Annotated in this window: 25 protein-coding genes; 16 read left to right on the forward strand and 9 right to left on the reverse strand. The window is 63.2% G+C overall.

Annotated elements, in window-relative coordinates:
* Nucleotides 1–9 precede the first annotated feature (9 nt).
* Nucleotides 10–630, forward strand: a complete 621-nt coding sequence (gene gmk / locus ACIP02_RS02385) for a guanylate kinase (RefSeq protein WP_400612841.1) — start codon at nt 10–12, stop codon at nt 628–630.
* Between the two features lie 136 nt (nt 631–766).
* On the opposite strand, the gene ACIP02_RS02390 is transcribed toward gmk, so the two are convergent.
* The 3 genes from ACIP02_RS02390 to ACIP02_RS02400 all read right to left on the reverse strand — a co-directional run bounded on the left by ACIP02_RS02390 (nt 767) and on the right by ACIP02_RS02400 (nt 4,581).
* Nucleotides 767–2,308, reverse strand: coding sequence for an APC family permease (locus ACIP02_RS02390; protein ID WP_400612843.1), 1,542 nt, complete (start codon nt 2,306–2,308; stop codon nt 767–769).
* A gap of 118 nt (nt 2,309–2,426) precedes the next feature.
* Nucleotides 2,427–3,194, reverse strand: coding sequence for a gamma-glutamyl-gamma-aminobutyrate hydrolase family protein (locus ACIP02_RS02395; RefSeq protein WP_400612846.1), 768 nt, complete (start codon nt 3,192–3,194; stop codon nt 2,427–2,429).
* A 4-nt stretch (nt 3,195–3,198) separates the two neighbouring features.
* Complete coding sequence (locus tag ACIP02_RS02400) at nt 3,199–4,581, reverse strand: glutamine synthetase family protein (protein ID WP_400612848.1); 1,383 nt, start codon at nt 4,579–4,581, stop codon at nt 3,199–3,201.
* 206 nt (nt 4,582–4,787) lie between these two features.
* On the opposite strand from ACIP02_RS02400, the gene ACIP02_RS02405 reads away from it, so the two are divergent.
* The 5 genes from ACIP02_RS02405 (at nt 4,788) to ACIP02_RS02425 (ending at nt 9,492) form a co-directional block, all read left to right on the forward strand.
* Nucleotides 4,788–5,660 (forward strand): LysR family transcriptional regulator, encoded by an 873-nt coding sequence (locus tag ACIP02_RS02405; protein WP_400612851.1) that lies wholly within the window; start codon nt 4,788–4,790, stop codon nt 5,658–5,660.
* 205 nt (nt 5,661–5,865) lie between these two features.
* The gene (rpoZ, locus tag ACIP02_RS02410) at nt 5,866–6,129 is read left to right on the forward strand and encodes a DNA-directed RNA polymerase subunit omega (RefSeq protein ID WP_003253383.1); all 264 of its coding nucleotides are present in this window, start codon (nt 5,866–5,868) and stop codon (nt 6,127–6,129) included.
* 59 nt (nt 6,130–6,188) lie between these two features.
* On the forward strand, nt 6,189–8,297 hold the full coding sequence (gene spoT / locus ACIP02_RS02415; RefSeq protein ID WP_400612854.1) for a bifunctional GTP diphosphokinase/guanosine-3',5'-bis pyrophosphate 3'-pyrophosphohydrolase: 2,109 nt from the start codon (nt 6,189–6,191) through the stop codon (nt 8,295–8,297).
* A gap of 23 nt (nt 8,298–8,320) precedes the next feature.
* Nucleotides 8,321–8,701 carry a RidA family protein gene (locus tag ACIP02_RS02420; protein ID WP_009684531.1) on the forward strand — a complete coding sequence of 127 codons (381 nt, stop codon included), beginning with the start codon at nt 8,321–8,323 and terminating at the stop codon, nt 8,699–8,701.
* 59 nt (nt 8,702–8,760) lie between these two features.
* Entirely contained in the window at nt 8,761–9,492 is a 732-nt protein-coding gene (locus ACIP02_RS02425; RefSeq protein WP_400612856.1) for a hypothetical protein, read from the forward strand.
* 142 nt (nt 9,493–9,634) lie between these two features.
* Here ACIP02_RS02425 and ACIP02_RS02430 read toward each other — a convergent pair whose 3' ends face one another.
* Nucleotides 9,635–10,504: an SDR family oxidoreductase gene (locus ACIP02_RS02430; RefSeq protein ID WP_400612858.1), complete on the reverse strand. Its 870-nt coding sequence runs from the start codon at nt 10,502–10,504 to the stop codon at nt 9,635–9,637.
* 190 nt (nt 10,505–10,694) lie between these two features.
* On the opposite strand from ACIP02_RS02430, the gene exbB reads away from it, so the two are divergent.
* From exbB to ACIP02_RS02460, 6 genes are all read left to right on the forward strand, one after another.
* The gene (gene exbB, locus ACIP02_RS02435; RefSeq protein ID WP_400612861.1) at nt 10,695–11,681 is read left to right on the forward strand and encodes a tonB-system energizer ExbB; all 987 of its coding nucleotides are present in this window, start codon (nt 10,695–10,697) and stop codon (nt 11,679–11,681) included.
* Nucleotides 11,682–11,684: 3 nt separating this feature from the next.
* Nucleotides 11,685–12,113, forward strand: coding sequence for a TonB system transport protein ExbD (gene exbD / locus ACIP02_RS02440; RefSeq protein WP_003253367.1), 429 nt, complete (start codon nt 11,685–11,687; stop codon nt 12,111–12,113).
* Nucleotides 12,110–12,841, forward strand: a complete 732-nt coding sequence (locus tag ACIP02_RS02445; protein WP_400612863.1) for an energy transducer TonB — start codon at nt 12,110–12,112, stop codon at nt 12,839–12,841. The genes exbD and ACIP02_RS02445 overlap by 4 nt, the downstream gene beginning before the upstream one ends.
* Nucleotides 12,842–12,935: 94 nt before the next feature.
* Nucleotides 12,936–13,862, forward strand: a complete 927-nt coding sequence (locus ACIP02_RS02450) for a hydrogen peroxide-inducible genes activator (protein WP_085621510.1) — start codon at nt 12,936–12,938, stop codon at nt 13,860–13,862.
* A 3-nt stretch (nt 13,863–13,865) separates the two neighbouring features.
* Nucleotides 13,866–15,944, forward strand: a complete 2,079-nt coding sequence (gene recG / locus ACIP02_RS02455) for an ATP-dependent DNA helicase RecG (protein ID WP_400612866.1) — start codon at nt 13,866–13,868, stop codon at nt 15,942–15,944.
* Between the two features lie 78 nt (nt 15,945–16,022).
* Nucleotides 16,023–17,426, forward strand: coding sequence for an HDOD domain-containing protein (locus ACIP02_RS02460; protein WP_400612868.1), 1,404 nt, complete (start codon nt 16,023–16,025; stop codon nt 17,424–17,426).
* 142 nt (nt 17,427–17,568) lie between these two features.
* On the opposite strand, the gene ACIP02_RS02465 is transcribed toward ACIP02_RS02460, so the two are convergent.
* The 4 genes from ACIP02_RS02465 to ACIP02_RS02480 form a co-directional block, all read right to left on the reverse strand.
* Nucleotides 17,569–17,937 carry an SCP2 sterol-binding domain-containing protein gene (locus ACIP02_RS02465; protein WP_400612871.1) on the reverse strand — a complete coding sequence of 123 codons (369 nt, stop codon included), beginning with the start codon at nt 17,935–17,937 and terminating at the stop codon, nt 17,569–17,571.
* A 148-nt stretch (nt 17,938–18,085) separates the two neighbouring features.
* Nucleotides 18,086–18,385, reverse strand: a complete 300-nt coding sequence (locus tag ACIP02_RS02470; protein WP_201199496.1) for an HU family DNA-binding protein — start codon at nt 18,383–18,385, stop codon at nt 18,086–18,088.
* 187 nt (nt 18,386–18,572) lie between these two features.
* The gene (locus ACIP02_RS02475) at nt 18,573–19,721 is read right to left on the reverse strand and encodes an NAD(P)/FAD-dependent oxidoreductase (protein WP_400612873.1); all 1,149 of its coding nucleotides are present in this window, start codon (nt 19,719–19,721) and stop codon (nt 18,573–18,575) included.
* Between the two features lie 16 nt (nt 19,722–19,737).
* Nucleotides 19,738–19,905, reverse strand: coding sequence for a rubredoxin (locus tag ACIP02_RS02480; protein WP_201199498.1), 168 nt, complete (start codon nt 19,903–19,905; stop codon nt 19,738–19,740).
* A 248-nt stretch (nt 19,906–20,153) separates the two neighbouring features.
* On the opposite strand from ACIP02_RS02480, the gene ACIP02_RS02485 reads away from it, so the two are divergent.
* Nucleotides 20,154–20,711, forward strand: a complete 558-nt coding sequence (locus tag ACIP02_RS02485) for a chorismate--pyruvate lyase family protein (RefSeq protein ID WP_400612876.1) — start codon at nt 20,154–20,156, stop codon at nt 20,709–20,711.
* Nucleotides 20,711–21,601 (forward strand): 4-hydroxybenzoate octaprenyltransferase, encoded by an 891-nt coding sequence (gene ubiA / locus ACIP02_RS02490; protein ID WP_400612878.1) that lies wholly within the window; start codon nt 20,711–20,713, stop codon nt 21,599–21,601. The genes ACIP02_RS02485 and ubiA overlap by 1 nt, the downstream gene beginning before the upstream one ends.
* A 104-nt stretch (nt 21,602–21,705) precedes the next feature.
* On the opposite strand, the gene ACIP02_RS02495 is transcribed toward ubiA, so the two are convergent.
* Entirely contained in the window at nt 21,706–22,083 is a 378-nt protein-coding gene (locus tag ACIP02_RS02495) for a hypothetical protein (RefSeq protein ID WP_400612881.1), read from the reverse strand.
* A 173-nt stretch (nt 22,084–22,256) separates the two neighbouring features.
* On the opposite strand from ACIP02_RS02495, the gene phoB reads away from it, so the two are divergent.
* A complete protein-coding gene (gene phoB, locus ACIP02_RS02500) occupies nt 22,257–22,946 on the forward strand; it encodes a phosphate regulon transcriptional regulator PhoB (protein WP_003253341.1) in 690 nt (229 codons plus the stop codon).
* 127 nt (nt 22,947–23,073) lie between these two features.
* Complete coding sequence (gene phoR / locus ACIP02_RS02505) at nt 23,074–24,381, forward strand: phosphate regulon sensor histidine kinase PhoR (RefSeq protein WP_400612884.1); 1,308 nt, start codon at nt 23,074–23,076, stop codon at nt 24,379–24,381.
* Nucleotides 24,382–24,454: the final 73 nt, after the last annotated feature.

Below are 24,454 nucleotides of genomic sequence, written 5' to 3' on the forward strand. Positions count from 1 at the left end.
ACCCCGACCATGAACCACAGCAGCGGCACCCTCTACATCGTTTCGGCCCCTTCGGGCGCCGGCAAGACCAGCCTGGTCACCGCCCTGACCAAGGACGACCAGCAAATCCGCGTCTCGGTCTCGCACACCACCCGCGCCATGCGCCCGGGCGAGCAGCACGGGGTGAACTACCACTTCGTCGTCCACGAGGAATTCAAGGCGCTGATCGCGCAGGGTGACTTCCTGGAGCATGCCGAAGTATTCGGCAACTTCTACGGCACTTCGCGCAGCGCGCTGCAAGAAGTGCTGGACCAGGGCAATGACCTGATCCTGGAAATCGACTGGCAAGGCGCCCAACAGGTGCGCAAGCTGATGCCGCAGGCACTGTCGGTGTTCATCCTGCCGCCGAGCCAGGAAGCGCTGCGCCAGCGCCTGGACGGCCGCGGGCAGGACAGTGAAGCGATCATTGCCGGGCGCATGAAGGAAGCGGTCAGCGAGATGGTGCACTACGACGAGTATGACTACGTGATCATCAATGATGATTTCGACGTGGCGCTGGAAGACTTGAAGGCAGTGTTCCGCTCCAATCGCCTGCTGCTGAAGAAACAGCAACAGCGCAACAGCGGGCTGCTGAAAGAACTGCTCTCCTGAAAGACCGCACGGGGCTGCTTTGCAGCCCTCTCGCGACACAAGGCCGCTCCTACATGAGACCGCGCAAGACTGACTGACGCGATCTTTTGTAGGAGCGGCCTTGTGTCGCGATAGGGGCGCAAAGCGCCCCCCAGCTTTATTCCTGCAACGGCAAGGTAGCCTGCTGACGCAGGGTAGCCCCCAGGAAATACGCCGGCGCGCGCATGCGCGACAGCATCATCAGCCCGATGCCCAGCACCGAGATGATCGCGGCAATCACGAACACCAGCCCCAACCCGCCCACATGCGAGCCGCTGCCGAAGTCCGGCGAGGCGCTGTCGATGGCGGTACGCGCAAAGATCACCGACAAAATCACCCCACCCACCAGCGGGCACATGCCGCGCATGATGAAGTGGCGCAGGCTGCTGAACAGGCTGTCGCGGAAATACCAGACGCAGGCAAACGCCGTCAGCGAATAGTAGAAGCAGATCATCATGCCCAGTGCAGTAATGGTGTCCGCCAGCACGTTCTCGCTCAGGGTACGCATGGTCACGTAGAACAAACCTGCGGCGATGCCGGCACAAATGGTGGCGTAGCGCGGGGTTTGCGAGCGCGGGCAGACGCTGGCGAACTTTGGCGGAACCGCGCCGTAGTAACCCATGGCCAACAGGGTGCGCGCCGGCGCCACGAAGGTCGACTGCAGCGACGCTGCGGTGCTGGCCAGTACGGCAATCGACATCAGGATTGCCAGCGGCCCCATGACCGGGCCGGCCAGGTGGGCAAACACGTTCTCCTGGATGCGCGGGTTGTTCAGGCCCAGGCCCGTTTCGCTGATACCGGCAAACTGCAGGGTGGCGATGGCAGTGAACAGATACAGGCCAAGAATCAGCATTACGGTCAAGGTGGCAGCCTTGCCCGGCACCTCTTCACTGCCGACCGACTCTTCGCTGACGGTCAGGCAGGTATCCCAACCCCAGAAGATGAAAATCGACAACGACAAGCCCGCAGCAAAGGCCGAGAACGACTCGACGCCGAACGGGTTGAACCAGGCGAAATCAAACTCCAGCGATGGCGGCGCGGCGGTTCCACCGAAGGCGGCGAAGGCAAAACCGATCAGTACCAGCAACTGCAGGGCCACCAGGCCGTACTGCACAGTCATCGTGGTGGCAATGCCGCGACAGCAGATCCACACGGCCAGGGCGATGAATACGCAACAGGTGGTGATGTTGATCAACAGGTTGTCGGCCAATGCCGCCAACTCGTGCTTACCCGTGATCTGGCCGAGGAACAGGTAGAAGAAGTCGACCGCCACGCCGGCCAGGTTGGACAGCACGATGGTGGTGGCCACCACCAGACCCCAGCCGCCAATCCAGCCGATCATCGGGCCGAAGGCACGCGCCGACCAGGTAAACGAAGTGCCACTGTCCGGCTCGGCCGAGTTCAGCTCGCGGTAACCCAGAGCCACCAGCAGCATCGGCAGGAAGCCGACGATGAACACGGCCGGCAGGTGCGCACCCACCTCGCGCACGGTCGGGCCAAGGGCGCCGGTCAGGGTGTAGACCGGGGCGATGGTGGAAATGCCCAGCACCACGCTGGCCAGCAAGCCCAAGCGGCCTTTGGCCAGCCCCTTGCTGCGCTGGGTGTTGCCCGCGTCGGCCGCCACGTCGGGTGGGCGGCCGGCTTCTGTGTAATTGCTCATGAGTATTTGCCGTAAATTTTGGAATTGTTTTCACAGGCCTTGCGTACAAGGCCCGCTTTCACTCATTGAAAGCGTGCTATCGGGAACAGGTCATCCGAGACCTCGGCTGCCGTCAGAATCACTCCTGGCGTGCGCCCTCCCGTGCTGCATAGGCAAAGCAGGCCTCGCGAAACGCCTGAAACAGGCGCAGCGAGACCGGGTTTTCGTTGAACCGCCACTCCGGGTGCCACTGCACGCCAAGCACGAAGCCCGGCGCCGCAGGCATGGACACCGCTTCGATCAGACCATCCGGGGCCCGTGCTTCGACCCGCAGGCCCGGGGCGAGGCAGTCGATGCCCTGGCTGTGCAGCGAGTTGACCTGGAACTGCGTAGCCAGGCCCAGGCGCTCGAACAACCCGCCAGGCTCGATGCCGACCGGGTGACGAGGGCCGTATTGCACCTCCAGGGGGGCGTCCTCGGGTTCGCGGTGATCAAGGTAGCCCGGCAGCTCCTGCACACGCTGGTGCAGGCTGCCGCCAAGGGCCACATTCAGTTCCTGGTAGCCACGGCAGATGCAAAACACAGGCACGCCGGCGGCAATCGCCGCCTGCAGCAGCGGCAGGGTCAGGCGATCGCGCGCCAGGTCGTGCCGGGTACCCGCTGCACTGGGGGCGCCATTGTAATGATGCGGTTCGATATTTGAAGGCGAGCCGGTAAAAACAATGCCGTGCAGCCGGGCCAGCAGCGCGGGCGTGTCACTGCCCCCGTCACGGGCCGGCAAGATCAGCGGCAGGCCGGCAAAGCCGGCCGCCTCGACATACTTGTCGCCCACCGTGTGCGAGGAGTTCTTCCCCACCTGCTGGCGGCAGGCACTGATACCGATCAAGGGGACCGCAGTTGCGCTCATGGGCTTACACCGTGTGCAGGTACCAGTTGTACTCAAGGTCGGAAATCGACACTTCGAATTCGGCCAGCTCGCTTTCCTTGCAGGCCACGAAGATATCGATGTAGTCCGGGCTGATGTATTGGTTGAGGACTTCGCTGTCGTCCAGCGCGCGCAGGGCATCGCGCAGGTTGTTCGGCAGGCTTTGCTCCAGTTGTTCGTACGAGTTGCCTTCGATCGGCGCTTCGGGCTCGACCTTGTTGGTCAAGCCGTGATGCACGCCGGCCAGGATGGCCGCCAGCATCAGGTACGGGTTGGCATCGGCGCCGGCCACGCGGTGCTCAAGGCGCACGTTATCGCTGCTGTCGGTGGGCACGCGTACCGCCACGGTGCGGTTGTCCAGGCCCCAGCTCGGCGCATTAGGCACATAGAACTGCGCGCCGAAGCGGCGGTAGGAGTTGACGTTCGGGCAGAGGAAGGCCATCGACGCCGGCATGGTCTCCAGCACGCCACCGATGGCGTGGCGCAGCGTATCGCTTTGCAGCGGATCGTCACTGGCGAAAATGTTCTTGCCGGTTTTCTTGTCCAGCAATGAGATGTGCACATGCAGGCCATTACCTGCCTGGCCCGGGTAGGGCTTGGCCATGAAAGTGGTGTCCATTTCATGGTCGTAGGCCACGTTCTTGATCAGGCGTTTGAGCAGGATCGCGTAGTCACAGGCCTTCAGCGGGTCGGCCACGTGATGCAGGTTGACCTCGAACTGCGCCGGGGCGCTTTCCTTGACGATGGCATCAGCCGGCAAGTCCTGTTCCTTGGCCGCTTCGAGCATGTCCTGAAGGCAGTCGGCGTATTCGTCGAGGTCGTCGATCAGGTACACCTGGGTCGACTGCGGGCGTTTTCCGGAAATCGGCGAACGCGGCGGTTGCGGGCGGCCGTTGAGGTTGTCCTGGTCGATCAGGTAGAACTCCAGCTCGAATGCGGCGCAGATATCCAGGCCCAGGTCGTCGAACTTGCTCACCACCTGGCGCAGCACTTCGCGCGGGTCAGCGAAGAACGGCTGGCCTTCAAGCTCGTGCATGGTCATCAGCAGCTGGGCGGTGGGGCGTTTTTGCCACGGCTCATTACAGAGCGTGCCGTCGATTGGGTAGCAGATGCGGTCGGCATCGCCGATATCCAGCCCCAGCCCGGTGCTTTCGACTGTGGAGCCGTTGATGTCCAAGGCGAACAGCGACGCCGGCAGGTTGATGCCCTTTTCGTATACCTTGTGCAGGCTGGCCCGCTCGATGCGCTTGCCACGTACCACGCCATTCATGTCCGAGATCAGCAGATCGACGTACTGCGTGTCCGGATGGGCCTGGAGGAAGTCATTCATCTCGCTGGAAGAACTGGCGCACGGGGTTACCGACGTCATGGCTGTACATCCTTTGATTTGCTGCGGCGATGTGGGGATACGGCTGGCGCCTCACGGGCGACGATGGTTGCAGCTGTTGTTCTTTTCACTTTCCCATCGTGGGGATTGGTTACCCGACCGGGCGCATTGATTCCGGGGGGCCGTTTCACTATAAAATGGCCCTGATGCAACAGACATTGGCAATTCGGCAAGCAGAGCGTGCACCAATGCAATATCAGATTACCCACGCCGACCTCTCCCTGGTCTTGGCACTGGAGCGTGGCCGCTCGCTGGCCAAGGCCGCCGAGCTGCTGAAAGTCGACGTGTCGACCGTGTTCCGTTCGATCCGCCGGCTGGAATCGGCACTCGGTACCGCGCTGTTTGTAAAAAGCCGCAAAGGCTACCTGCCGACCGACACTGCGCAGGCCTTGGCCGAGCAGGCCGAGCGCGCCGAACAGGCGCTGGAGGCGGCGCGCATCGCCATGACCAGTGGCGAGCAGGTGGTCAGCGGCACGGTGCGCCTGACGTGCACCGAGGCGGTGATGCACAGCCTGTTGCTGCCGGCGCTGGCCGAGTTCATGCCCAATTACCCGGCCCTGTCGCTGGAAATGGGCACGTCCAACACCTTCGCCAACCTCAGCCGTCGCGACGCCGACATTGCCCTGCGCCTGACCAACACACCACCGGAGCACCTGGTGGGCCGCAACCTGGGGTCTACCTCCTATGTTGTCTGCGGTCAGCCGCAGTGGCGCGAGCGCCTGGCCGAATCGCCGGCCAGCACGCCGTGGATCGCCCCTGACGACTCGATGCAAGACCACCCCACAGTGGTCTGGCGCAACCAGCAGTACCCAGGGTTGAGCCCGCGCTACCAGTGCAGCAGCATGTCGACCATCGCCCAACTGGTGACCGCCGGGCTGGGCGTGGCGGCGCTGCCGGACTACATGGTGCATGCACTGCCCGGGGTGGACGCGCTGAGCGGGCCGCTGGCCGGCTGCGACACCCAGTTATGGCTGCTGACCCGGCCGGATTGCCGGGCCCTGCGCTCGGTGCAGACATTGTTCGAAGAGCTGACCCCGCGGTTGCGCGGTGCGATGCTCTGAGGTTATCGTCAGCTTCAAGCATTGAGGGTGTCTGTTCCGGCCCTTTCGCGGCTGAAGCCGCTCCCACAGGGTGCGGTGGCAGGCTTGGGGATGAAGCGGCTCGGCAAAACAGCGCTTCCCTATTGGCTGGTGAATTTTTATACTATCGAGTCCGCCTGCCCATTATCGGGCTGCACGCCCACCGCATTTGCTACTGAGGAAGACCATGGCCCGCGTAACTGTTGAAGACTGCCTGGAACACGTGGATAACCGCTTTGAGCTGGTCATGCTCTCGACCAAGCGCGCTCGCCAGCTGGCGACCGGCGGCAAAGAGCCACGCGTAGCATGGGAAAACGACAAGCCTACCGTTGTTGCCCTGCGTGAAATCGCCGAAGGCATCGTCACCAACGAGTTCATCGCCGCCGAAGAGATCGTCACCGAGGATCCGGTGTTCGCCGCATTCGAGGACGAGAACAACGAGGCTGTCTGATTGATGCCAGGTCGACGTCGCACGGCGCAAGGCCCTCTTCCTCGGCAGGAGGTGAACCCATGCCGGGTATAGAAGCCTTGGCCGAACGGCTGTCGACCTATCTTGGCCCCGAACAGGTCAACCTGGTCCGGCGCGCCTATTTCTACGCCGAACAGGCCCACGACGGGCAGCGCCGCCGCAGCGGCGAGCCCTACGTGACCCACCCGCTGGCCGTGGCCAGCATCCTCGCCGACATGCACATGGACCATCAAAGCCTGATGGCGGCCATGCTGCACGACGTGATCGAAGACACCGGCATCGCCAAGGAAGCCCTGAGCCAGCAGTTTGGCGAGACCGTGGCCGAGCTGGTCGACGGGGTCAGCAAGCTGACCCAGATGAACTTCGAGACCAAGGCCGAGGCGCAGGCCGAGAACTTCCAGAAGATGGCCATGGCCATGGCCCGCGATATTCGCGTGATCCTGGTCAAGCTGGCCGATCGGCTGCACAACATGCGCACCCTGGAAGTGCTGTCTGGCGAAAAACGCCGACGCATCGCCAAGGAAACCCTCGAGATCTACGCCCCCATCGCCAACCGCCTGGGCATGCACACCGTGCGCGTGGAATTCGAGGACCTCGGCTTCAAGGCCATGCACCCGATGCGCTCGTCGCTGATTCACCGGGCGGTGAAAAGCGCACGCGGCAACCGTAAAGAGATCGTCGCCAAGATCGAGCACTCGCTGGCCAACTGCCTGGCTGCCGACGGTATCGAAGGCGAGGTCAGCGGCCGGCAGAAACACCTCTATGGCATCTACAAGAAGATGCGCGGCAAGCGCCGCGCCTTCAACGAGATCATGGACGTGTACGCCTTCCGCATCATCGTCGACAAGGTCGACACCTGCTACCGCGTGCTTGGCGCCGTGCACAACCTGTACAAGCCACTGCCCGGTCGATTCAAGGATTACATCGCGATCCCCAAGGCCAACGGCTACCAGTCGTTGCACACGACGTTGTTCGGCATGCACGGCGTGCCCATCGAAATCCAGATCCGCACCCGCGAAATGGAAGAGATGGCCAACAACGGCATTGCCGCGCACTGGCTGTACAAGTCCAACGACGACGAGCAGCCCAAGGGCAGCCACGCCCGGGCCCGCCAGTGGGTCAAAGGCATCCTCGAGCTTCAGCAACGCGCGGGCAACTCGCTGGAATTCATCGAGAGCGTGAAGATCGACCTGTTCCCGGACGAGGTCTACGTGTTCACGCCCAAAGGCCGGATCATGGAGCTGCCCAAAGGCTCCACGGCCGTCGACTTCGCCTATGCGGTACACACCGACGTCGGCAACAGCTGCATCGCCTGCCGCATCAACCGCCGCCTGGCACCGCTGTCCGAGCCGCTGCAGAGCGGCTCGACGGTGGAAATCGTCAGCGCCCCGGGCGCCCGGCCAAACCCGGCCTGGCTCAACTTCGTGGTCACCGGCAAGGCGCGTACGCACATCCGCCACGCGCTCAAGCAGCAGCGACGCTCCGAGTCCATCAGCCTGGGCGAACGCCTGCTGAACAAAGTGCTCACCGGCTTCGACAGCAGCCTTGAGAATATCCCCCAGGAGCGCATTCAGGCGATTCTCGCCGAGTACCGCCTGGAGCTGATCGAAGACCTGCTCGAAGACATCGGCCTGGGCAACCGCATGGCCTACGTGGTCGCACGCCGCCTGCTATCGGCCGAAGGCGAACAATTGCCGGCGCCGGAAGGCCCGCTGGCGATCCGCGGTACCGAAGGCCTGGTGCTGAGCTACGCCAAGTGCTGTACACCGATCCCGGGCGACCCGATCGTCGGCCACCTGTCGGCGGGCAAGGGCATGGTCGTGCACCTGGAAAACTGCCGCAATATCAGTGAAATCCGCCACAACCCGGAAAAATGCGTGCAGCTCTCCTGGGCCAAGGACATCACGGGCGAGTTCAATGTTGAACTGCGTGTCGAACTGGAACACCAACGCGGCCTGATCGCCCTGCTGGCCAGCAGCGTCAACGCCGCCGACGGCAACATCGAGAAGATCAGCATGGACGAACGCGACGGCCGTATCAGCGTGGTCCAACTGGTGGTCAGCGTGCACGACCGTGTGCACCTGGCACGTGTGATCAAGAAGCTGCGTACCCTGACCGGTGTGGTCCGCATCACCCGCATGCGTACGTAGTCCGCCAACCGCAAGGAGTCATCATGAGCAAGACCGTCATCAACAGCGACAAGGCCCCAGCCGCTATCGGTACCTACTCGCAAGCGATCAAGGCCGGCAACACCGTGTACATGTCGGGCCAGATCCCGCTGGACCCGAAGACCATGGAACTGGTCGAAGGCTTCGAAGCCCAGACCGTGCAGGTGTTCGAGAACCTCAAGGCCGTGGCTGAAGCCGCTGGCGGTTCGTTCAAGGACATCGTCAAGCTGAACATCTTCCTGACCGACCTGAGCCACTTCGCCAAGGTCAACGAGGTCATGGGCCGCTACTTCGAACAGCCTTACCCGGCCCGCGCCGCCATTGGCGTTGCCGCGCTGCCGAAAGGCGCCCAGGTCGAAATGGACGCCATCCTGGTCATCGAATGATGCCTCGGGTGATGGGCGCCCTGCCCGTCACCCTCCCTCCTCTGCAAGGTTTTCCCGTCATGCGTCAAGCACTGCCCCTCGCGCTGGCAGCCCTGCTACTGGGCGGCTGCGCCAGCCACAAACCCGAAGATTTCAACGGCACCTGGATCAACCAGGCCGCGATCAAGGCTGCCGTGAAAGGTGACAGCCTGCGCCAGGCCCTGAATGAACATGGCCCGGTATTCGAGTGGAAACTCGACGTCGCCAACCACCAGGCCAGTTTCAGCAATGGCTTCGAAGCTGCCGACGGGCAGTTGACCCCCCTTGAGAAACAACTGCAGGCCAGTTTTTTCGGTGGCCAGACCGAGCGGCTTGAGCTGGACGGCGACGAACTGCTGACCACTGACCAGGCTGGCACCCAGCAGACCTTCGTGCGCGTCAACGCCCCGGCCACAGCCAACGCCCCGTTGGGCAGCAGCTTCGAAAAAGCCCTGTATCAGGCTTACCTGGGTGGGGAGTGGAAAATTCTCGAAGGTCAGGGCAAAGGCGAAAAGGTGCGCTTCAGCGACACCGGCAACGTCACTGGCTTGCCAGGCCCGGACCGCTTCGCCCTGTGCCTGGCCGGCGACTGCGCGACCATGGGTGGCAGCAACGACAGCCTGTGGCTGGAGCGCAACCAGCGTGGGGCGCCATTCATTATCAAGCGCGATGGCGACACACTGGAGATTTTCCAGGCAGTGAACCGTGCGCGGTCGGATGAAATGCCGCAGCTGGCAGCGGGTACGCGTCAGTGGGTGCTGGAACGCAACTAGAGGCCCCACGCGCACCTGTAGGAGCGGCCTTGTGTCGCGATCGGGCTGCGAAGCAGCCCCAGCAATTTATGCTGAGACGCTGAAACCCTGGGGCCGCTGCGCGCCCCGTCGCGACACAAGGCCGCTCCTACAATCGACCGCGTCAGTCTGAGGGCTGGTTTTTTCCTTTCAAGATCGCCGCGTAGCCTTCCTTGTAACTCGGGTACACCGGCGCCCAGCCTAACGCCCGCGCGCGGGCGTTGCTGCAGCGCTTGCTGCCAGTACGCCGCACACGCTGCTCATCGGACCACTCGGTAACGCCCATGTACTCGCGCAGCCAGGCCACCACGTCGGCCAGTGGTGCCGGGTCGTCGTCCACGCCGATGTAGCAATTGTCCAGCACCTTGCCATCAGCATCGGCCTGCAGCAGGAACGCCAGCAGGCTGGCAGCGTCCTCGGCGTGAATGCGGTTGCCATAGAGCGGCGGCTCTACGGCCACGCGGTAACCCTGGCGCACCTGGCTCAGCAACCATTCCCTGCCTGGCCCATAAATGCCGGTCAGGCGCACCACGCTCGCCGGAATGCCACTGGCCAGTGCCAGCCGTTCAGCCTCCAGCATCACCCGCCCGGAATAACCCTGAGGCTCAGTGGCCGCGTCCTCCTCTATCCATTCGCCGTCCTGTTGCGCATACACGCTGCTGCTGGAAACGAACAGCAGGCGGCGCGGGCGCTGGCCACGTTCGGCCAACCACGCCAGCACATGGCGCAAACCGTCTACATAGGCTGCCTGGTAACCCGCCTCGTCGTGCTGGCTGGCGGCCACGCAATACACCAGGTAATCCAGCGCGCCCGTTGGCCAGGCTTGCGGAAGCGACGCTTCGGCCAGGTCTGCGGCAACCGGCTGAACACCTGCTGGTAGCTCCCCGACCGACCGGCGCAGGCCGCTCACCTGCCAGCCGCGCGCCAGCATCTGCCGGGCCAGACGACCGCCCACATCACCACAACCCACCACCATCACACAAAGGTCTGACATCACAAAACTCCCTAGACCAATTGATCAGCCGACCACGCTACACGATGGGTGGCTAGACCATAGGCGAAAAAAGCAACAAGATTACTTTTGTTAACAAGAATTACTTGCAATAATGGTCGCCAATTTGTTCTCGGCCTACCTCGAGGCCTTGGAGAACGTTTACCTTTTTTCTTCATCAGGTCCGGCCAGCATGACACGTAATCAACCTTCCGCTTCGCCAACCCCGTCGCGCGCCTGGCGCGCCATCGCCGCGCTGACACTCAGCCTGGTGCTGGCCCCGGTGGCCATGGCCGATGAGCCAACCGCCAATACCGGCACCCCGGCTGCGGCCACTGCCGCTGCTGCGCCGGGTACTGCCCCGGGCGCCCCGGCTGGCGACGTACAGGCACCGGCCGCTGCCGCCGCTGCCCCAGCCGATGCACCGGCTGCAGTCGACCCAAGCGTCGAAGCCATGGTTGAAGACACCTCGCTGGGCATGGCCCACGACCTGTCCCCATGGGGCATGTACAAGAATGCCGACATCGTCGTGAAGATCGTCATGATCGGCCTGGCCATCGCGTCCATCATTACCTGGACCATCTGGATCGCCAAAGGCTTCGAACTGATGGGCGCCAAGCGTCGCCTGCGTGGTGAAATCGCCCAGCTGAAGAAATCCACCACCCTCAAAGACGCCAGTGAAGCCGCCAACAAAGAAGGCACCCTGGCCCACACCCTGGTCCACGACGCCCTCGAAGAGATGCGCCTGTCGGCCAACGCCCGCGAAAAAGAAGGCATCAAGGAGCGCGTAAGCTTCCGCCTGGAACGCCTGGTACACGCCAGCGGCCGCACCATGAGCAGCGGCACCGGCGTACTCGCCACCATCGGTTCCACTGCGCCGTTCGTCGGTCTGTTCGGTACCGTATGGGGCATCATGAACAGCTTCATCGGCATCGCCAAGACCCAGACCACCAACCTGGCGGTGGTCGCACCAGGCATCGCCGAAGCCCTGCTGGCCACCGCCCTGGGCCTGGTCGCAGCAATCCCGGCCGTGGTCATCTACAACGTCTTCGCTCGCTCCATCGCTGGCTACAAGGCTCAGGTGTCCGACGCCTCCGCCCAGGTACTGCTGCTGGTCAGCCGTGATCTGGACCATCAGGGCAGCGAGCGCGCCGCCCCGCACATGGTGAAAGTGGGGTAAACCATGGGCCTGCATCTCAACGAAGGTGGCGACGACCTCGCCGAAAACCACGAAATCAACGTTACCCCGTTTATCGACGTGATGCTGGTGCTGCTGATCATCTTCATGGTCGCAGCCCCCCTGGCCACGGTCGACATCAAGGTCGACCTGCCGGCCTCGACCGCCAAGCCGGCGCCGAGGCCCGAGAAGCCGGTGTTCGTCAGCGTCAAGGCCGACCAGAAGCTGTACGTCGGCGACGATCAGGTTGCTGCACCCGACCAGCTTGGCCCGATGCTCGACGCCAAGACCAAGGGTGACAAGGAAACCACCATCTTCTTCCAGGCCGATAAAGGCGTGGATTACGGTGACCTGATGGAAGTGATGAACAACATGCGCGCGGCCGGCTACCTGAAGGTCGGTCTGGTAGGTCTCGAGACGGCAGCCAAGAAATGACAAAACCGCGCTCAAACATGGCGCGCTACGGTGGCAGCCTGGCGATCGTGCTGGGTGTGCACGTGGTCGCCGTGCTGCTGACGCTCAACTGGTCGGTGCCCCAGGCCATCGAGCTGCCGCCGGCAGCCATGATGGTCGAACTGGCACCGCTGCCGGAGCCTGCGCCACCACCACCTCCAAAGGCGGCGCCGCAGCCACCGGCACCGGTCGAGGAACCGCCGCTGCCGAAGCTGGTGGAAGCACCCAAACCGAAAATCGCCATTCCCAAGCCGCCCAAGCCGAAGGCCAAGCCACAGCCGCCGAAGCCCGAGAAAAAGCCTGAGCCGCCGAAGGAAGCACCGCCGACCGAGCAGACGGTAGACGCACCGCCAAGCAACACGCCACCGCAGAAATCTGCGGCACCGGCACCGAGCATTGCGTCCAACAGCAACGCCCTGCCGACCTGGCAGAGTGACCTGCTGCGTCACCTGGCCAAGTACAAGCGGTACCCGGAAGACGCGCGCCGTCGCGGTCTGCAGGGCATCAACCGCCTGCGCTTCGTGGTCGATGCCGAGGGCAAGGTAGTGTCGTACTCGATGGCCGGTGGTTCGGGCAGTGCTGCCCTGGACCGGGCGACCCTGGAAATGATCCGCCGGGCCGGCACAGTACCCAAGCCGCCACCCGAGTTGTTGAACAATGGCACGATCGAAGTCGTGGCACCGTTCGTCTACTCACTGGACCGCCGCTGACACTTTTGCTTCTGTCACAAATCGGCAACTCTGATAACGTGCGTCTATCGATTGCAGCCGCTATGCTGGGGCCGCAACTTCATGGACGCACGTTATGACCCTCACAGAATTACGCTACATCGTCACACTCGCCCAGGAACAGCACTTCGGCCATGCCGCCGAGCGCTGCCATGTGAGCCAGCCGACCCTGTCGGTCGGTGTGAAGAAGCTCGAGGATGAGCTAGGCGTTCTGATCTTCGAACGCAGCAAGAGCGCGGTACGCCTGACCCCGGTCGGCGAAAGCATCGTTGCTCAGGCACAGAAGGTACTGGAGCAGGCCCAAGGCATTCGCGAGCTGGCCCAGGCCGGCAAGAACCAGCTGACTGCCCCGCTCAAGGTTGGCGCCATCTACACCGTCGGCCCCTACCTGTTCCCGCACCTGATCCCGCAGCTGCACCGCGTGGCGCCGCAGATGCCGCTGTACATCGAAGAAAACTTCACTCACGTGCTGCGCGAAAAACTGCGCAACGGCGAGCTGGATGCAGTGATCATCGCCCTGCCGTTCAATGAAGCCGACGTGCTGACCCTGCCGCTGTACGACGAACCGTTCTGCGCCCTGATGCCGGCCGACCACCCGTGGACGGCTAAAAAAACCATCGACACCGCCATGCTCAACGACAAGAGCCTGTTGCTACTCGGTGAAGGCCACTGTTTCCGAGACCAGGTACTGGAAGCCTGCCCGACCCTGAACAAGGGCGGTGAAGGTTCCCGGCACACCACGGTCGAGTCCAGTTCGCTGGAAACCATCCGCCACATGGTGGCCTCGGGCCTTGGCGTGTCGATCCTGCCGCTGTCGGCCGTGCACAGCCATCACTATGCGCCGGGGGTCATCGAAGTGCGCCCGCTGACCGCACCGGCGCCGTTCCGTACCGTGGCCATTGCCTGGCGTGCCAGCTTCCCGCGGCCGAAGGCCATCGAGATCCTCGCCGACTCGATCCGCCTGTGCTCGGTCGCCAAAACCCCTGCGGAACAGCCGGCCTGAGTCATGACTGAGCTGTCGAACGTCCCGGTCACCGTGCTCAAGGGTGTTGGCGAGGCCATGGCCGAGAAACTCGCCAAGGTCGGCCTGGAGAACCTGCAGGACGTGCTGTTTCACTTGCCCCTGCGCTATCAGGACCGCACGCGCGTGGTACCCATCGGCCAGCTGCGCCCGGGGCAGGATGCCGTGATCGAGGGTGTGGTCAGCGGCGCCGACGTGACCATGGGCAAGCGCCGCAGCCTGGTGGTGCGCCTGGGTGACGGCAGTGGTGTGTTGAGCCTGCGCTTCTATCACTTCAGCAACGCGCAGAAGGAAGGCCTCAAGCGGGGCACCCACCTGCGCTGCTACGGCGAGGCGCGCCCCGGCGCTTCGGGCCTGGAAATCTACCACCCGGAATACCGCGCCCTGAATGGCGACGAACCGCCGCCACCGGTCGATCAGACCCTGACGCCGATCTACCCGTCTACCGAAGGCCTTACCCAGCAACGCCTGCGCCAGCTATGCCAGCAGAGCCTGGCCATGCTTGGCCCGCGCAGCCTGCCCGACTGGCTGCCCGACGAACTGGCCCGCGACTACCAGTTGGCACCGCTGGACGATGCCATCCGCTACCTGCACAACCCGCCAGCCGACGCCGACGTCGACGAGCTGGCCTTGGGGCACCACTGGGCTCAGCACCGCCTGGCTTTCGAAGAGCTGCTGACCCACCAGCTTTCGCAACAGCGCCTGCGCGAAAGCCTGCGCAGCCTGCGTGCTCCCGTGTTGCCCAAGGCTACCCGCCTGCAGGCGCAATACCTGGCCAACCTGGGCTTCCCGCCGACCGGTGCACAGCAGCGGGTAGCCAATGAAATTGCCTACGACCTCAGCCAGCACGAGCCGATGATGCGCCTGGTGCAAGGCGACGTGGGCGCGGGCAAGACCGTGGTCGCGGCGCTGGCCGCCCTGCAAGCCCTGGAGGCCGGCTATCAGGTGGCGTTAATGGCACCTACCGAGATCCTCGCCGAACAGCACTACATCACCTTCAAGCGCTGGCTGGAGCCGTTGGGCATCGAAGTGGCCTGGTTGGCCGGCAAGCTCAAGGGCAAGGCCCGGGCAGCGTCCCTGGAGCAGATCGCCAACGGGGCGCCGATGGTGGTCGGCACCCACGCACTGTTCCAGGAAGAGGTGAAGTTCAAGCACCTGGCCCTGGCGATCATCGACGAGCAGCACCGTTTTGGCGTGCAGCAGCGACTGGCCCTGCGCAAGAAGGGCGTGGCTGGCGAGTTGTGCCCGCACCAGTTGATCATGACCGCCACACCGATCCCGCGTACCCTGGCCATGAGCGCTTATGCCGACCTGGACACCTCGGTGCTCGACGAGCTGCCACCTGGGCGTACGCCGGTGAACACCGTGCTGGTCGCCGACAGCCGCCGCTTCGAAGTGGTCGAGCGAGTACGCGCCGCCTGTGCCGAAGGGCGCCAGGCCTATTGGGTATGCACCCTGATTGAAGAGTCAGAAGAGCTCACCTGCCAGGCCGCCGAAAGCACCTACGAGGAACTTGGCAGCGCCTTGGGCGAATTGCGGGTGGGGCTGATTCACGGGCGCATGAAACCGGCGGAAAAAGCCGAAATCATGGCGCAGTTCAAGGCCGGTGAATTGCAGCTGTTGGTCGCTACCACGGTGATCGAAGTCGGCGTGGATGTGCCTAATTCCAGCCTGATGATCATCGAGAACCCCGAGCGCCTGGGCCTGGCCCAGCTGCACCAGCTGCGCGGCCGGGTTGGCCGGGGCAGCGCCGTCAGCCATTGCGTGTTGCTGTACCACCCGCCGCTGTCGCAAATCGGTCGCGAGCGCCTGGGGATCATGCGTGAAACCAATGACGGCTTCATCATTGCCGAAAAAGACCTGGAGCTGCGTGGTCCGGGCGAGATGCTCGGCACCCGCCAGACCGGCCTGCTGCAGTTCAAGGTCGCCGACCTGATGCGCGACGCCGACCTGCTGCCGGCCGTGCGTGACGCTGCCCAAGCGCTGATCGCCCGCTGGCCGGAACACGTCAGCCCGTTGCTGGACCGCTGGCTGCGTCATGGCCAGCAATATGGCCAAGTGTGACGCCAGTCCCATAATGGATCCAGATTTGCGCCGAGGCTGGTTATACTTCGCGTTTAAAAGAATCAGTGGATACGGACCATGACTGAAGTTGCCCTGGACACCGCAACCCCACACACACCTTCCGTTATCAGGCTGCTGCTTGAAAAGCTCGGCGTAGCCTACCGCGAGGTGCTCGAAGATTCGCGCCTGCAGGCCGCCTCACGGGTTCAGGCTGTGCTGCTCGACGACGAGGTCGGCGCCCTGATGGTGCTGTTCCCGCAGAGCCAGTTGCTGGACCTGAACCGCCTGACCGAGGTGACCGGGCGCAAGCTTACGGCCGTGTCGGTGCCGCGCCTGAAGCAGATGCTCGACAAGCACCAGCTCAAGGCCCTGCCGGGGATCCCGGCGCTGACCAGCTCGCCGTGCCAGTACGAGAAACGCCTGCTCGACGTCGACCCCGTTTATATCCAGTCGGGTGAAGCCGGCCTGCTGCTGGAAATCGAACGTGCACACTTCAAGCGCATGCTGGCCAAGGCCAGCGAAAGCAGTTTCGGCCAGGAAGTCGAGGCGATCAGCCCCAACCTCGACCGCCCCGATGACGACACCCGGGAAATCACCAATGCCGTGCGGGCCTTCACTGCCCGGCGCATCCAGAAGCGTCTGGAAGAAACCATCGAAATCCCGCCGCTGGCCGACACTGCGCAAAAAATCATCAAGCTGCGGGTAGACCCCAATGCCAGCATCGATGACATCACTGGCGTGGTCGAAACCGACCCGGCGCTGGCCGCGCAAGTGGTGAGCTGGGCGGCGTCGCCTTACTATGCCTCACCGGGCAAGATCCGCTCGGTGGAGGATGCCATCGTGCGCGTGCTGGGCTTCGACCTGGTGATCAACCTTGCCCTGGGCCTGGCCCTGGGCAAATCCATGAGCCTGCCAAAAGACCAACCGCAGCAGGCCACGCCGTACTGGCAGCAATCGATCTATACCGCCGCCATCATCGAAGGCCTGACCCGTGCCATGCCGCGGGCAGAACGCCCCGAAGCTGGCCTGACCTACCTGGCCGGGCTGCTGCACAACTTTGGCTACCTGTTGCTGGCGCACGTATTCCCGCCGCACTTTTCGTTGATCTGTCGCCACCTGGAGGTCAACCCGCACCTGAGCCACACCTACGTGGAACAGCACCTGCTGGGCATCAGCCGTGAGCAGATTGGCGCCTGGCTGATGAAGTTGTGGGACATGCCGGAAGAGCTGTCGACCGCGCTGCGCTTCCAGCACGACCCGGCCTACGACGGCGAGAATGCGGCGTTCCCCAACCTGGTGTGCCTGGCTACCCGGCTGCTGCGCTCGCGGGGGATCGGTTCAGGGCCGCTGGAGGAAATTCCTGATGAGCTGCTTGAGCGGTTGGGGATTACCCGGGACAAGGCCGAGGAGGCGGTGAACAAGGTGCTGGAGGCCGAGAGCCTGTTGCGCGATCTGGCTTTGCAGTTCCACGCACCGCATTAAGGGCCATTGGGGCCGCTTTGCGGCCCTATCGCGACGCAAGGCCGCTCCTACAGGGACCGCACAAACCCTGAATGGGACGCGGTCCCTGTAGGAGCGGCCTTGTGTCGCGATGGGCTGCAAAGCAGCCCCAGCAATTTCAGTCCTACTTCTTCGGTTTCAGGTATTTCATCAACCCCTGGAACCACATCACCAACGCCGGATTGCCCTTGATCTGGATGTTCTTGTCCTGAATCCCCTGCATGAACGCCAACTGCTTGTTGCCCGCCTGCATCGTGGCAAAGCCGTAGGCCGCATCCTTGAAGGCGATGGCGAAGGCCGGCTCTGGGTGCGCGCCGCCCTTGCTGCTGATGCGCTCGTTGTTGACGGTGAAGTGCCGGGCAACCTTGCCGTCCAGGGTCTGCATCTGGAACACCAGGTCCTTGCCCTTGAGCTGCTGCTGAAATGCCGGGTTGTTACAGCTGGCCCTGGCCATCAACAGCCCCATGGCCCAGAGAAGAAAGCGGAACTTCATCAACGCGCCTCGAATAAAAAGTGACTAAGACGCGCAGTCTATCCTTTTCCAGAACTATTTATGCAAGTTCGAAACATTTTGCCTGCAGAAAGCACAACGGGCGCCCTGGGGCGCCCGCTTGGCTGACACTGGGGTTGTCAGGAAGCGATCACTTGCCTTTCTTGGCTGGCTTGGCCGGGACATTGACGCTGTCGCGCAGGTTCTTGCCTGGCTTGAAGGCCACGGTGTTGCTTGCCTTGATCTTCACCGGCTCGCCGGTTTGCGGGTTCTTGCCGGTACGCGCGCCGCGATGACGTTTTTCGAAGGTGCCGAAGCCGACCAGGGTCACGGTGTCCTTGTCCAGGGCACCGGTGATGCTGTCGAGAATCGCGTTCAAAACCTGATTGGCCTTTTCCTTGGTCAGATCGGCCTTATCGGCGATGACGGCGGCGAGTTCTGGTTTGCGCATAGTGAAGCCTCTTTGACGGAATTCTTGTTGTTATGCCGTGCTGCCTTTGGGAGCAGCGCTCAAGGCACCGCAGGCTCTAATCTGCGGCAGACGGGAGTGAGAATGGCACGTGCTCCGGGGCCGCGCCAGTATCTGGACGGCCATTGTGCAGGCAACAACAGGATAAATCCGACAGAACGCCCGCTATTTACGCCATAACCGCTGGCAACTGGCGATTTAGCGCCAGTTTCTCCATCACCGCCGCCCCGGTCAGGGCGTAACCCAGCAGCTTGCCGTCGGCATCCAGGCACAGCACCGTGAGGTCATTGCCCTGCCCCTCTACCTGCCAACTGCCTTCGCGGCCCTGCGGTGGCGGCGAAACCACCAGCGGGCACGCCGGGGTTTTCACGGTGATCGGCATCGGCCCGTAAGCCACCGCCGTCGGCTTGCCGGCCAGGGTTTGCGCCAAGGCACGGGCACAGCTCATCAGCGGCATCACATAGAGCAGGTTGATGCCATCGACTTCGGCACAATCGCCGAGGGCGAAGATGTTGGCGTGGGAGGTGCGCAATTCTCGGTCGACGCTGACGCCGCGGTTGGTCTGCAGGCCGGCAGCGGCGGCCAGGTCGGTGCGCGGGCGCAGGCCAATGGCGGAAACCACCAGGTCACAGGCAATCACGCTGCCATCCGACAGGTGCGCTTCCAGACCTTGGTCCACCTGCTGCAGGCGGGTCAGCACCGGCCCAAGGTGAAAGCGTACGCCCAGGCCTTGCAGCCCGGCCTGCACCGCGCTAGCGGCAGCCGGGTGTAGCAGGGTCGGCATGACCTGCTCACACGGCGCCACTACGTCGACCTGGAAGCCGCCCAGGCTCATGTCGTTGGCGAATTCGCAGCCGATCAGGCCGGCGCCGAGGATCAGCACACGCTGCTTGCCGGCAGCCGCGGCGCGGAAGCGTGCGTAGTCTTCCAGGTCGTTGATCGGGAACACCAGGTGGCTGCCGTCACCTTCGACCGGCACCTGCACGGTTTGCGCGCCCAAGGCCAGCACCAGGTCGCGGTATTCCACCGCCTCTTCGCCGATCCACAGGCGCTTGTGGCCTGGGTCGATGCCGCTGATGCGGGTATGGGTACGGATCTCGGCATTCAGTTGCTCGGCCATGGCGCCCGGCTCGGCCATGCACAGGCCGTCGGCGTCTTTCTGCTTGGCATAACCCATGGAGAGCATGGGCTTGGAGTAGGAACGACCGTCATCGGCAGTGATCAGCAGCAGCGGCGTCTGCGCATCGAGCTTGCGAAATTCACGGGCCAGGTTATAGCCCGCAAGGCCGGTACCGATGATTACCACAGGGGACGTCATGTCGTGCTTGCCTCGCTTAGCCGATGGAGATCATTTCAAAGTCGCTTTTGCCGACGCCGCAGTCGGGGCACAACCAGTCTTCCGGTACATCTTCCCAACGGGTGCCGGGGGCGATGCCGTCGTCGGGCCAGCCTTGGGCTTCGTCGTAGATCAGGCCACAGACAATACATTGCCACTTTTTCATCAGGTCGTTTTCCTCGGCTCGGGCTTGGGCTTTGTGTTGTTGCTTAGGGCCTCTTCGCGGCTAAAGCCGCTCCTACAGGGATCACGGCAGGCTCAAGAACAGCAGAGACCTGTAGGAGCGGGTTTACCCGCGAAGAACCCAGCGCGCAATTCATGGGGGGCTTTGTAGCGGCCCTGCCAGCAGTATGCAAGCAGTCGGGGCAATCATGCTAAGCTCGCCGCCTCTCTGGTTGTAACAAGCAGACCGTCGTGTCGTACGAATCCCCGCAAGCAGCCGCTGTAGCGTGGCTGCCGTATTCACAGCTGGCCACCGACATCGACCAGCCTACCCTTGACTGGCTGTTCGACGAAGGCTCGCTGACCCGCCGCCTGATCCGCCTGTCCAACGATCACTTCTCCGTCACCCCGCTGTTCGAGGGCTGGCAAGCGCTGCGCGATGACGAGTGCCAGGCGCTGGGCATCGCTGCCGGCGCCGAAGGCTGGGTGCGCGAGGTGTACCTGCGTGGCCATGGCCAGCCTTGGGTGTTCGCCCGCAGCGTGGCCAGCCGCAGCGCCCTGGAACGTGGCGGGCTGGACCTGGAATCTCTGGGCAGCCGCTCACTGGGCGAGTTGCTGTTCTGCGACCAGGCGTTCACCCGTCACCCGCTGGAAGTGTGCAGTTATCCACAGGCCTGGCTGCCTTCTGAAGCTGCCCATGCGGCACTGTGGGGCCGCCGTTCGCGCTTCGAGCGCAACGGTCTCGACCTGCTGGTGGCAGAGGTGTTCCTGCCGGCACTCTGGCAAGCGGCCAAGGAGGAAAACCGCTGATGTACCTGCAACTGCTCAAGTCTCTCAACCGCCTGCACCCACGGGCCTGGGACTTCGTCCAGCTCAGCCGCATGGACCGGCCGATCGGCATCTACCTGCTGCTGTGGCCGACCCTCACGGCGGTATGGATTGCCGGCAACGGCTCGCCGACTCTGGCCAACGTGCTGATCTTCGGCCTTGGCGTGGTGCTGATGCGCGCTGCCGGCTGCTGCATCAACGACTTTGCCGACCGCAAGGTGGACGGCCACGTCAAGCGCACTGCCGACCGCCCGCTGGCCAGTGGCCGCGTACGGCCACGCGAGGCGCTGGCACTGTTCGCCATCCTGGTCGGGGTAAGCTTCCTGCTGGTGCTGTGTACCAACAGCCGGACCGTGTGGCTGTCGTTCGGCGCGGTAGCGCTGGCGTTCTGCTACCCGTTCATGAAGCGCTACACCTATTACCCTCAGGTGGTGCTGGGGGCGGCGTATTCGTGGGGCATCCCGATGGCTTTCACGGCCGCGGGCGGTGAGCTGCCGGCCAGCGCCTGGCTGCTGTACATCGCCAACCTGCTGTGGACGGTGGGTTACGACACCTACTACGCCATGGTCGACCGGGATGACGACCTGAAGATTGGCGTGAAGTCGACGGCGATCCTGTTTGGTGATGCCGACCGCACCATTATCCTGACCTTGCAGTTGCTGTCGCTGGGCTGCCTGTTGCTGGCGGGTAGCCGCTTTGACCTGGGTGGCTGGTTCCACTTGGGGCTGTTGGGTGCGGTGGCGTGCTTTGCCTGGGAATACTGGTCGACGCGCAAGCTGGACCGGGAGTCTTGCTTCAAGGCGTTTCTGCACAACCACTGGGCGGGGTTGCTGGTGTTCATTGGGGTGGTGCTGGATTACGCTCTGCGTTGAATTTCACCAGCCCTTTGCAGGAGCGGGTTTACCCGCGAATGCGTCGGTACAGCCACTATCGCATTCGCGGGTAAACCCGCTCCTACAACGCTACGTGGCGCTGTTCAGGGTTTGGCGATATGCCAGACGTCTTTCACGCCGTCACCGGTCTTGTCTCCGGCTTTCTTGTCCTTGATGAAGGTGTACAGCGGCTTGCCGTCATAAGCCCACTGCATCGTGCCGTCATCACGCTTGATCTGCGTCCACTTGCCCTCGTTCTTCTCGCCTGCCTTGGCCATGAGTGGCGGCCAGTTCTCCGCACAGGCGTCATTGCACATCGACTTGCCGCCCGCATCCTTGTCAAAGGTATAGAGCGTCATATTTGCAGGATCAGGTGTAACCAACATGCCGTCCATTTCCTTAGCCTGATGGTGGGCCGACGCCACCCCCGGGAGCGCCAGCGCAGTGAAAAGGGCCATCCAGCTCAGCGTTTGTCGTGTCATTGGATTCACCATAGTTTCGGGGGGATTTAGGTTCAGGTTGCCGCCGCTGCGGCCCTTTCAAGCCTAGTCCAGTCACGGAATGTCGCCAGAACGGCCAACACCCTGTCACACAGCTGCAATAATTCCGTTATCTAATGCGGGCCAAGACACCGAATCCAGGAGAGGTTTTGAGCATGGTTGGCAGGAACATTCTGATCGTCGACGACGAAGCGCCTATTCGCGAGATGATCGCCGTTGCCCTGGAAATGGCCGGCTATGACTGCCTGGAAGCGGAAAACTCCCAACAGGCCCACGCGATCATCGTTGACCGCAAGCCGGACCTGATCCTGCTCGACTGGATGCTGCCAGGCACCTCTGGCATCGAGCTGGCCCGCCGCCTGAAGCGCGACGAGCTGACCGGCGATATCCCGATCATCATGCTGACCGCCAAGGGTGAAGAGGACAACAAGATCCAGGGCCTGGAAGTGGGTGCCGACGATTACATCACCAAGCCGTTCTCACCACGTGAGCTGGTCGCACGCCTGAAAGCCGTGCTGCGCCGCACCGGCCCGAGCGACAGCGAAGCGCCGATCGAGGTGGGTGGGCTGCTGCTCGACCCGATCAGCCACCGCGTGACCATCGACGGCAAGCCGGCCGAGATGGGCCCTACCGAATACCGCCTGCTGCAGTTCTTCATGACCCACCAGGAGCGCGCCTACACCCGTGGCCAGTTGCTCGACCAGGTGTGGGGCGGCAACGTCTATGTCGAAGAGCGCACGGTCGACGTGCATATCCGCCGCCTGCGCAAGGCGTTGGGTGAAGCCTACGAAAATCTGGTACAAACCGTCCGGGGCACTGGCTACCGCTTCTCGACCAAGAGCTAGCTGCAAGCTGCAAGCTGCAAGAAAGAGCGGCAGCGTAAGGCTCGAAAAGGACTATCAGCACCACGATCCACTTCTTCTTGCAGCTTGAGGCTTGCAACTTGCAGCTGGATCCGAAGGATCTCGTCAATTGAACCAGAACTGGCACGCGACCCTGATTCGCCACCTGTTGCTGCTGATCACCGTCTGCCTGATCGGCGGCTTGGTCAGCGGCTATTACGGCTGGAGCCTGGCCATCGGCCTGGCGCTCTACCTGGGTTGGACCCTCAAGCAGCTGCTGCGCCTGCATGACTGGCTGCGCAACCACCAACCCGACGAAGCACCGCCCGACGGCTACGGCCTGTGGGGCGAAGTGTTCGACAGCATCTACCACCTGCAACGCCGCGACCAGCGCGTGCGGGGCCGCCTGCAGGCCGTGATCGACCGGGTTCAGGAGTCCACCGCCGCGCTGCGTGACGCGGTGATCATGCTCGACAGCGACGGTAACCTGGAATGGTGGAACCGCGCCGCGGAGACCCTGCTGGGCTTCAAGACCCCACAGGACGGTGGCCAGCAAGTGACCAACCTGGTGCGCCACCCGCGCTTCAAGGAGTACTTCGAGGCAGAAAACTACCTGGAACCGCTGGAAATCCCCTCACCGATCAATGACCGCCTGCGCGTGCAGCTGCACATCACCCGCTACGGCAACAACGAGCACCTGATGCTGGTGCGCGATGTCACCCGCATTCACCAGCTGGAGCAGATGCGCAAGGACTTCGTCGCCAACGTGTCGCACGAATTGCGCACGCCGCTGACGGTAATTGCCGGCTACCTGGAAACCCTGCTGGACAATGTCGAGGACGTGAACCCGCGCTGGAGCCGCGCCCTGCAGCAGATGAGCCAGCAAGGCGCGCGCATGCAGACGCTGCTCAACGACCTGTTGCTGCTGGCCAAGCTGGAAGCCACCGATTACCCGTCGGACAACCAGCCGGTGGCGGTCGATGCCCTGCTCGCCGCCATCAAGAACGATGCCCAGGCCTTGTCCGGCCCGCGTAACCAGCGCATTACCCTGGAGGCTGCACCCGGCGTGAAGCTCAAGGGCAGCGAGTCGGAACTGCGCAGCGCCTTTTCCAACCTGGTGTTCAACGCGGTCAAGTACACCCAGGACGAAGGCAACATCCGCATTCGCTGGTGGGCCGATGCGCAGGGCGCGCACTTGTCGGTGCAGGACTCGGGGGTGGGCATCGATGCCAAGCACCTGCCTCGCCTGACGGAGCGCTTCTACCGGGTGGACTCCAGCCGTGCGTCGAATACCGGCGGTACGGGGCTGGGGCTGGCGATCGTCAAGCATGTGCTGATGCGTCACCGCGGCAAGCTGGAAATCAGCAGCGTGCCGGGGCATGGCAGTACCTTTACCTGTCATTTTGCGCCGGCACAATTGGCTAGCGGTAAAGGCTGAGGGCCTCGGGGGCTGCTGCGCAGCCCAATCGCGACACAAGGCCGCTCCCACAGGGAGTCGTGTACGCCTTTGA

It is taken from the genome of Pseudomonas sp. NPDC089408 (assembly GCF_044749445.1).
Lineage (GTDB): Bacteria > Pseudomonadota > Gammaproteobacteria > Pseudomonadales > Pseudomonadaceae > Aquipseudomonas.

Coding starts and splice junctions, on each gene's coding strand:
- ACIP02_RS02465 (WP_400612871.1), bottom strand. CDS start 17,937: ATGAAGTTCCGCTTTCTTCTCTGGGCCATGGGGCTGTTGATGGCCAGG.
- exbD (WP_003253367.1), top strand. CDS start 11,685: ATGGGCCTGCATCTCAACGAAGGTGGCGACGACCTCGCCGAAAACCAC.
- ACIP02_RS02470 (WP_201199496.1), bottom strand. CDS start 18,385: ATGCGCAAACCAGAACTCGCCGCCGTCATCGCCGATAAGGCCGATCTG.
- ACIP02_RS02390 (WP_400612843.1), bottom strand. CDS start 2,308: ATGAGCAATTACACAGAAGCCGGCCGCCCACCCGACGTGGCGGCCGAC.
- ACIP02_RS02495 (WP_400612881.1), bottom strand. CDS start 22,083: ATGACACGACAAACGCTGAGCTGGATGGCCCTTTTCACTGCGCTGGCG.
- recG (WP_400612866.1), top strand. CDS start 13,866: ATGACTGAGCTGTCGAACGTCCCGGTCACCGTGCTCAAGGGTGTTGGC.
- phoB (WP_003253341.1), top strand. CDS start 22,257: ATGGTTGGCAGGAACATTCTGATCGTCGACGACGAAGCGCCTATTCGC.
- ACIP02_RS02480 (WP_201199498.1), bottom strand. CDS start 19,905: ATGAAAAAGTGGCAATGTATTGTCTGTGGCCTGATCTACGACGAAGCC.
- ACIP02_RS02405 (WP_400612851.1), top strand. CDS start 4,788: ATGCAATATCAGATTACCCACGCCGACCTCTCCCTGGTCTTGGCACTG.
- rpoZ (WP_003253383.1), top strand. CDS start 5,866: ATGGCCCGCGTAACTGTTGAAGACTGCCTGGAACACGTGGATAACCGC.
- ACIP02_RS02460 (WP_400612868.1), top strand. CDS start 16,023: ATGACTGAAGTTGCCCTGGACACCGCAACCCCACACACACCTTCCGTT.
- exbB (WP_400612861.1), top strand. CDS start 10,695: ATGACACGTAATCAACCTTCCGCTTCGCCAACCCCGTCGCGCGCCTGG.
- gmk (WP_400612841.1), top strand. CDS start 10: ATGAACCACAGCAGCGGCACCCTCTACATCGTTTCGGCCCCTTCGGGC.
- ubiA (WP_400612878.1), top strand. CDS start 20,711: ATGTACCTGCAACTGCTCAAGTCTCTCAACCGCCTGCACCCACGGGCC.
- ACIP02_RS02420 (WP_009684531.1), top strand. CDS start 8,321: ATGAGCAAGACCGTCATCAACAGCGACAAGGCCCCAGCCGCTATCGGT.
- ACIP02_RS02475 (WP_400612873.1), bottom strand. CDS start 19,721: ATGACGTCCCCTGTGGTAATCATCGGTACCGGCCTTGCGGGCTATAAC.
- spoT (WP_400612854.1), top strand. CDS start 6,189: ATGCCGGGTATAGAAGCCTTGGCCGAACGGCTGTCGACCTATCTTGGC.
- ACIP02_RS02430 (WP_400612858.1), bottom strand. CDS start 10,504: ATGTCAGACCTTTGTGTGATGGTGGTGGGTTGTGGTGATGTGGGCGGT.
- ACIP02_RS02400 (WP_400612848.1), bottom strand. CDS start 4,581: ATGACGTCGGTAACCCCGTGCGCCAGTTCTTCCAGCGAGATGAATGAC.
- ACIP02_RS02395 (WP_400612846.1), bottom strand. CDS start 3,194: ATGAGCGCAACTGCGGTCCCCTTGATCGGTATCAGTGCCTGCCGCCAG.
- ACIP02_RS02450 (WP_085621510.1), top strand. CDS start 12,936: ATGACCCTCACAGAATTACGCTACATCGTCACACTCGCCCAGGAACAG.
- ACIP02_RS02445 (WP_400612863.1), top strand. CDS start 12,110: ATGACAAAACCGCGCTCAAACATGGCGCGCTACGGTGGCAGCCTGGCG.
- ACIP02_RS02425 (WP_400612856.1), top strand. CDS start 8,761: ATGCGTCAAGCACTGCCCCTCGCGCTGGCAGCCCTGCTACTGGGCGGC.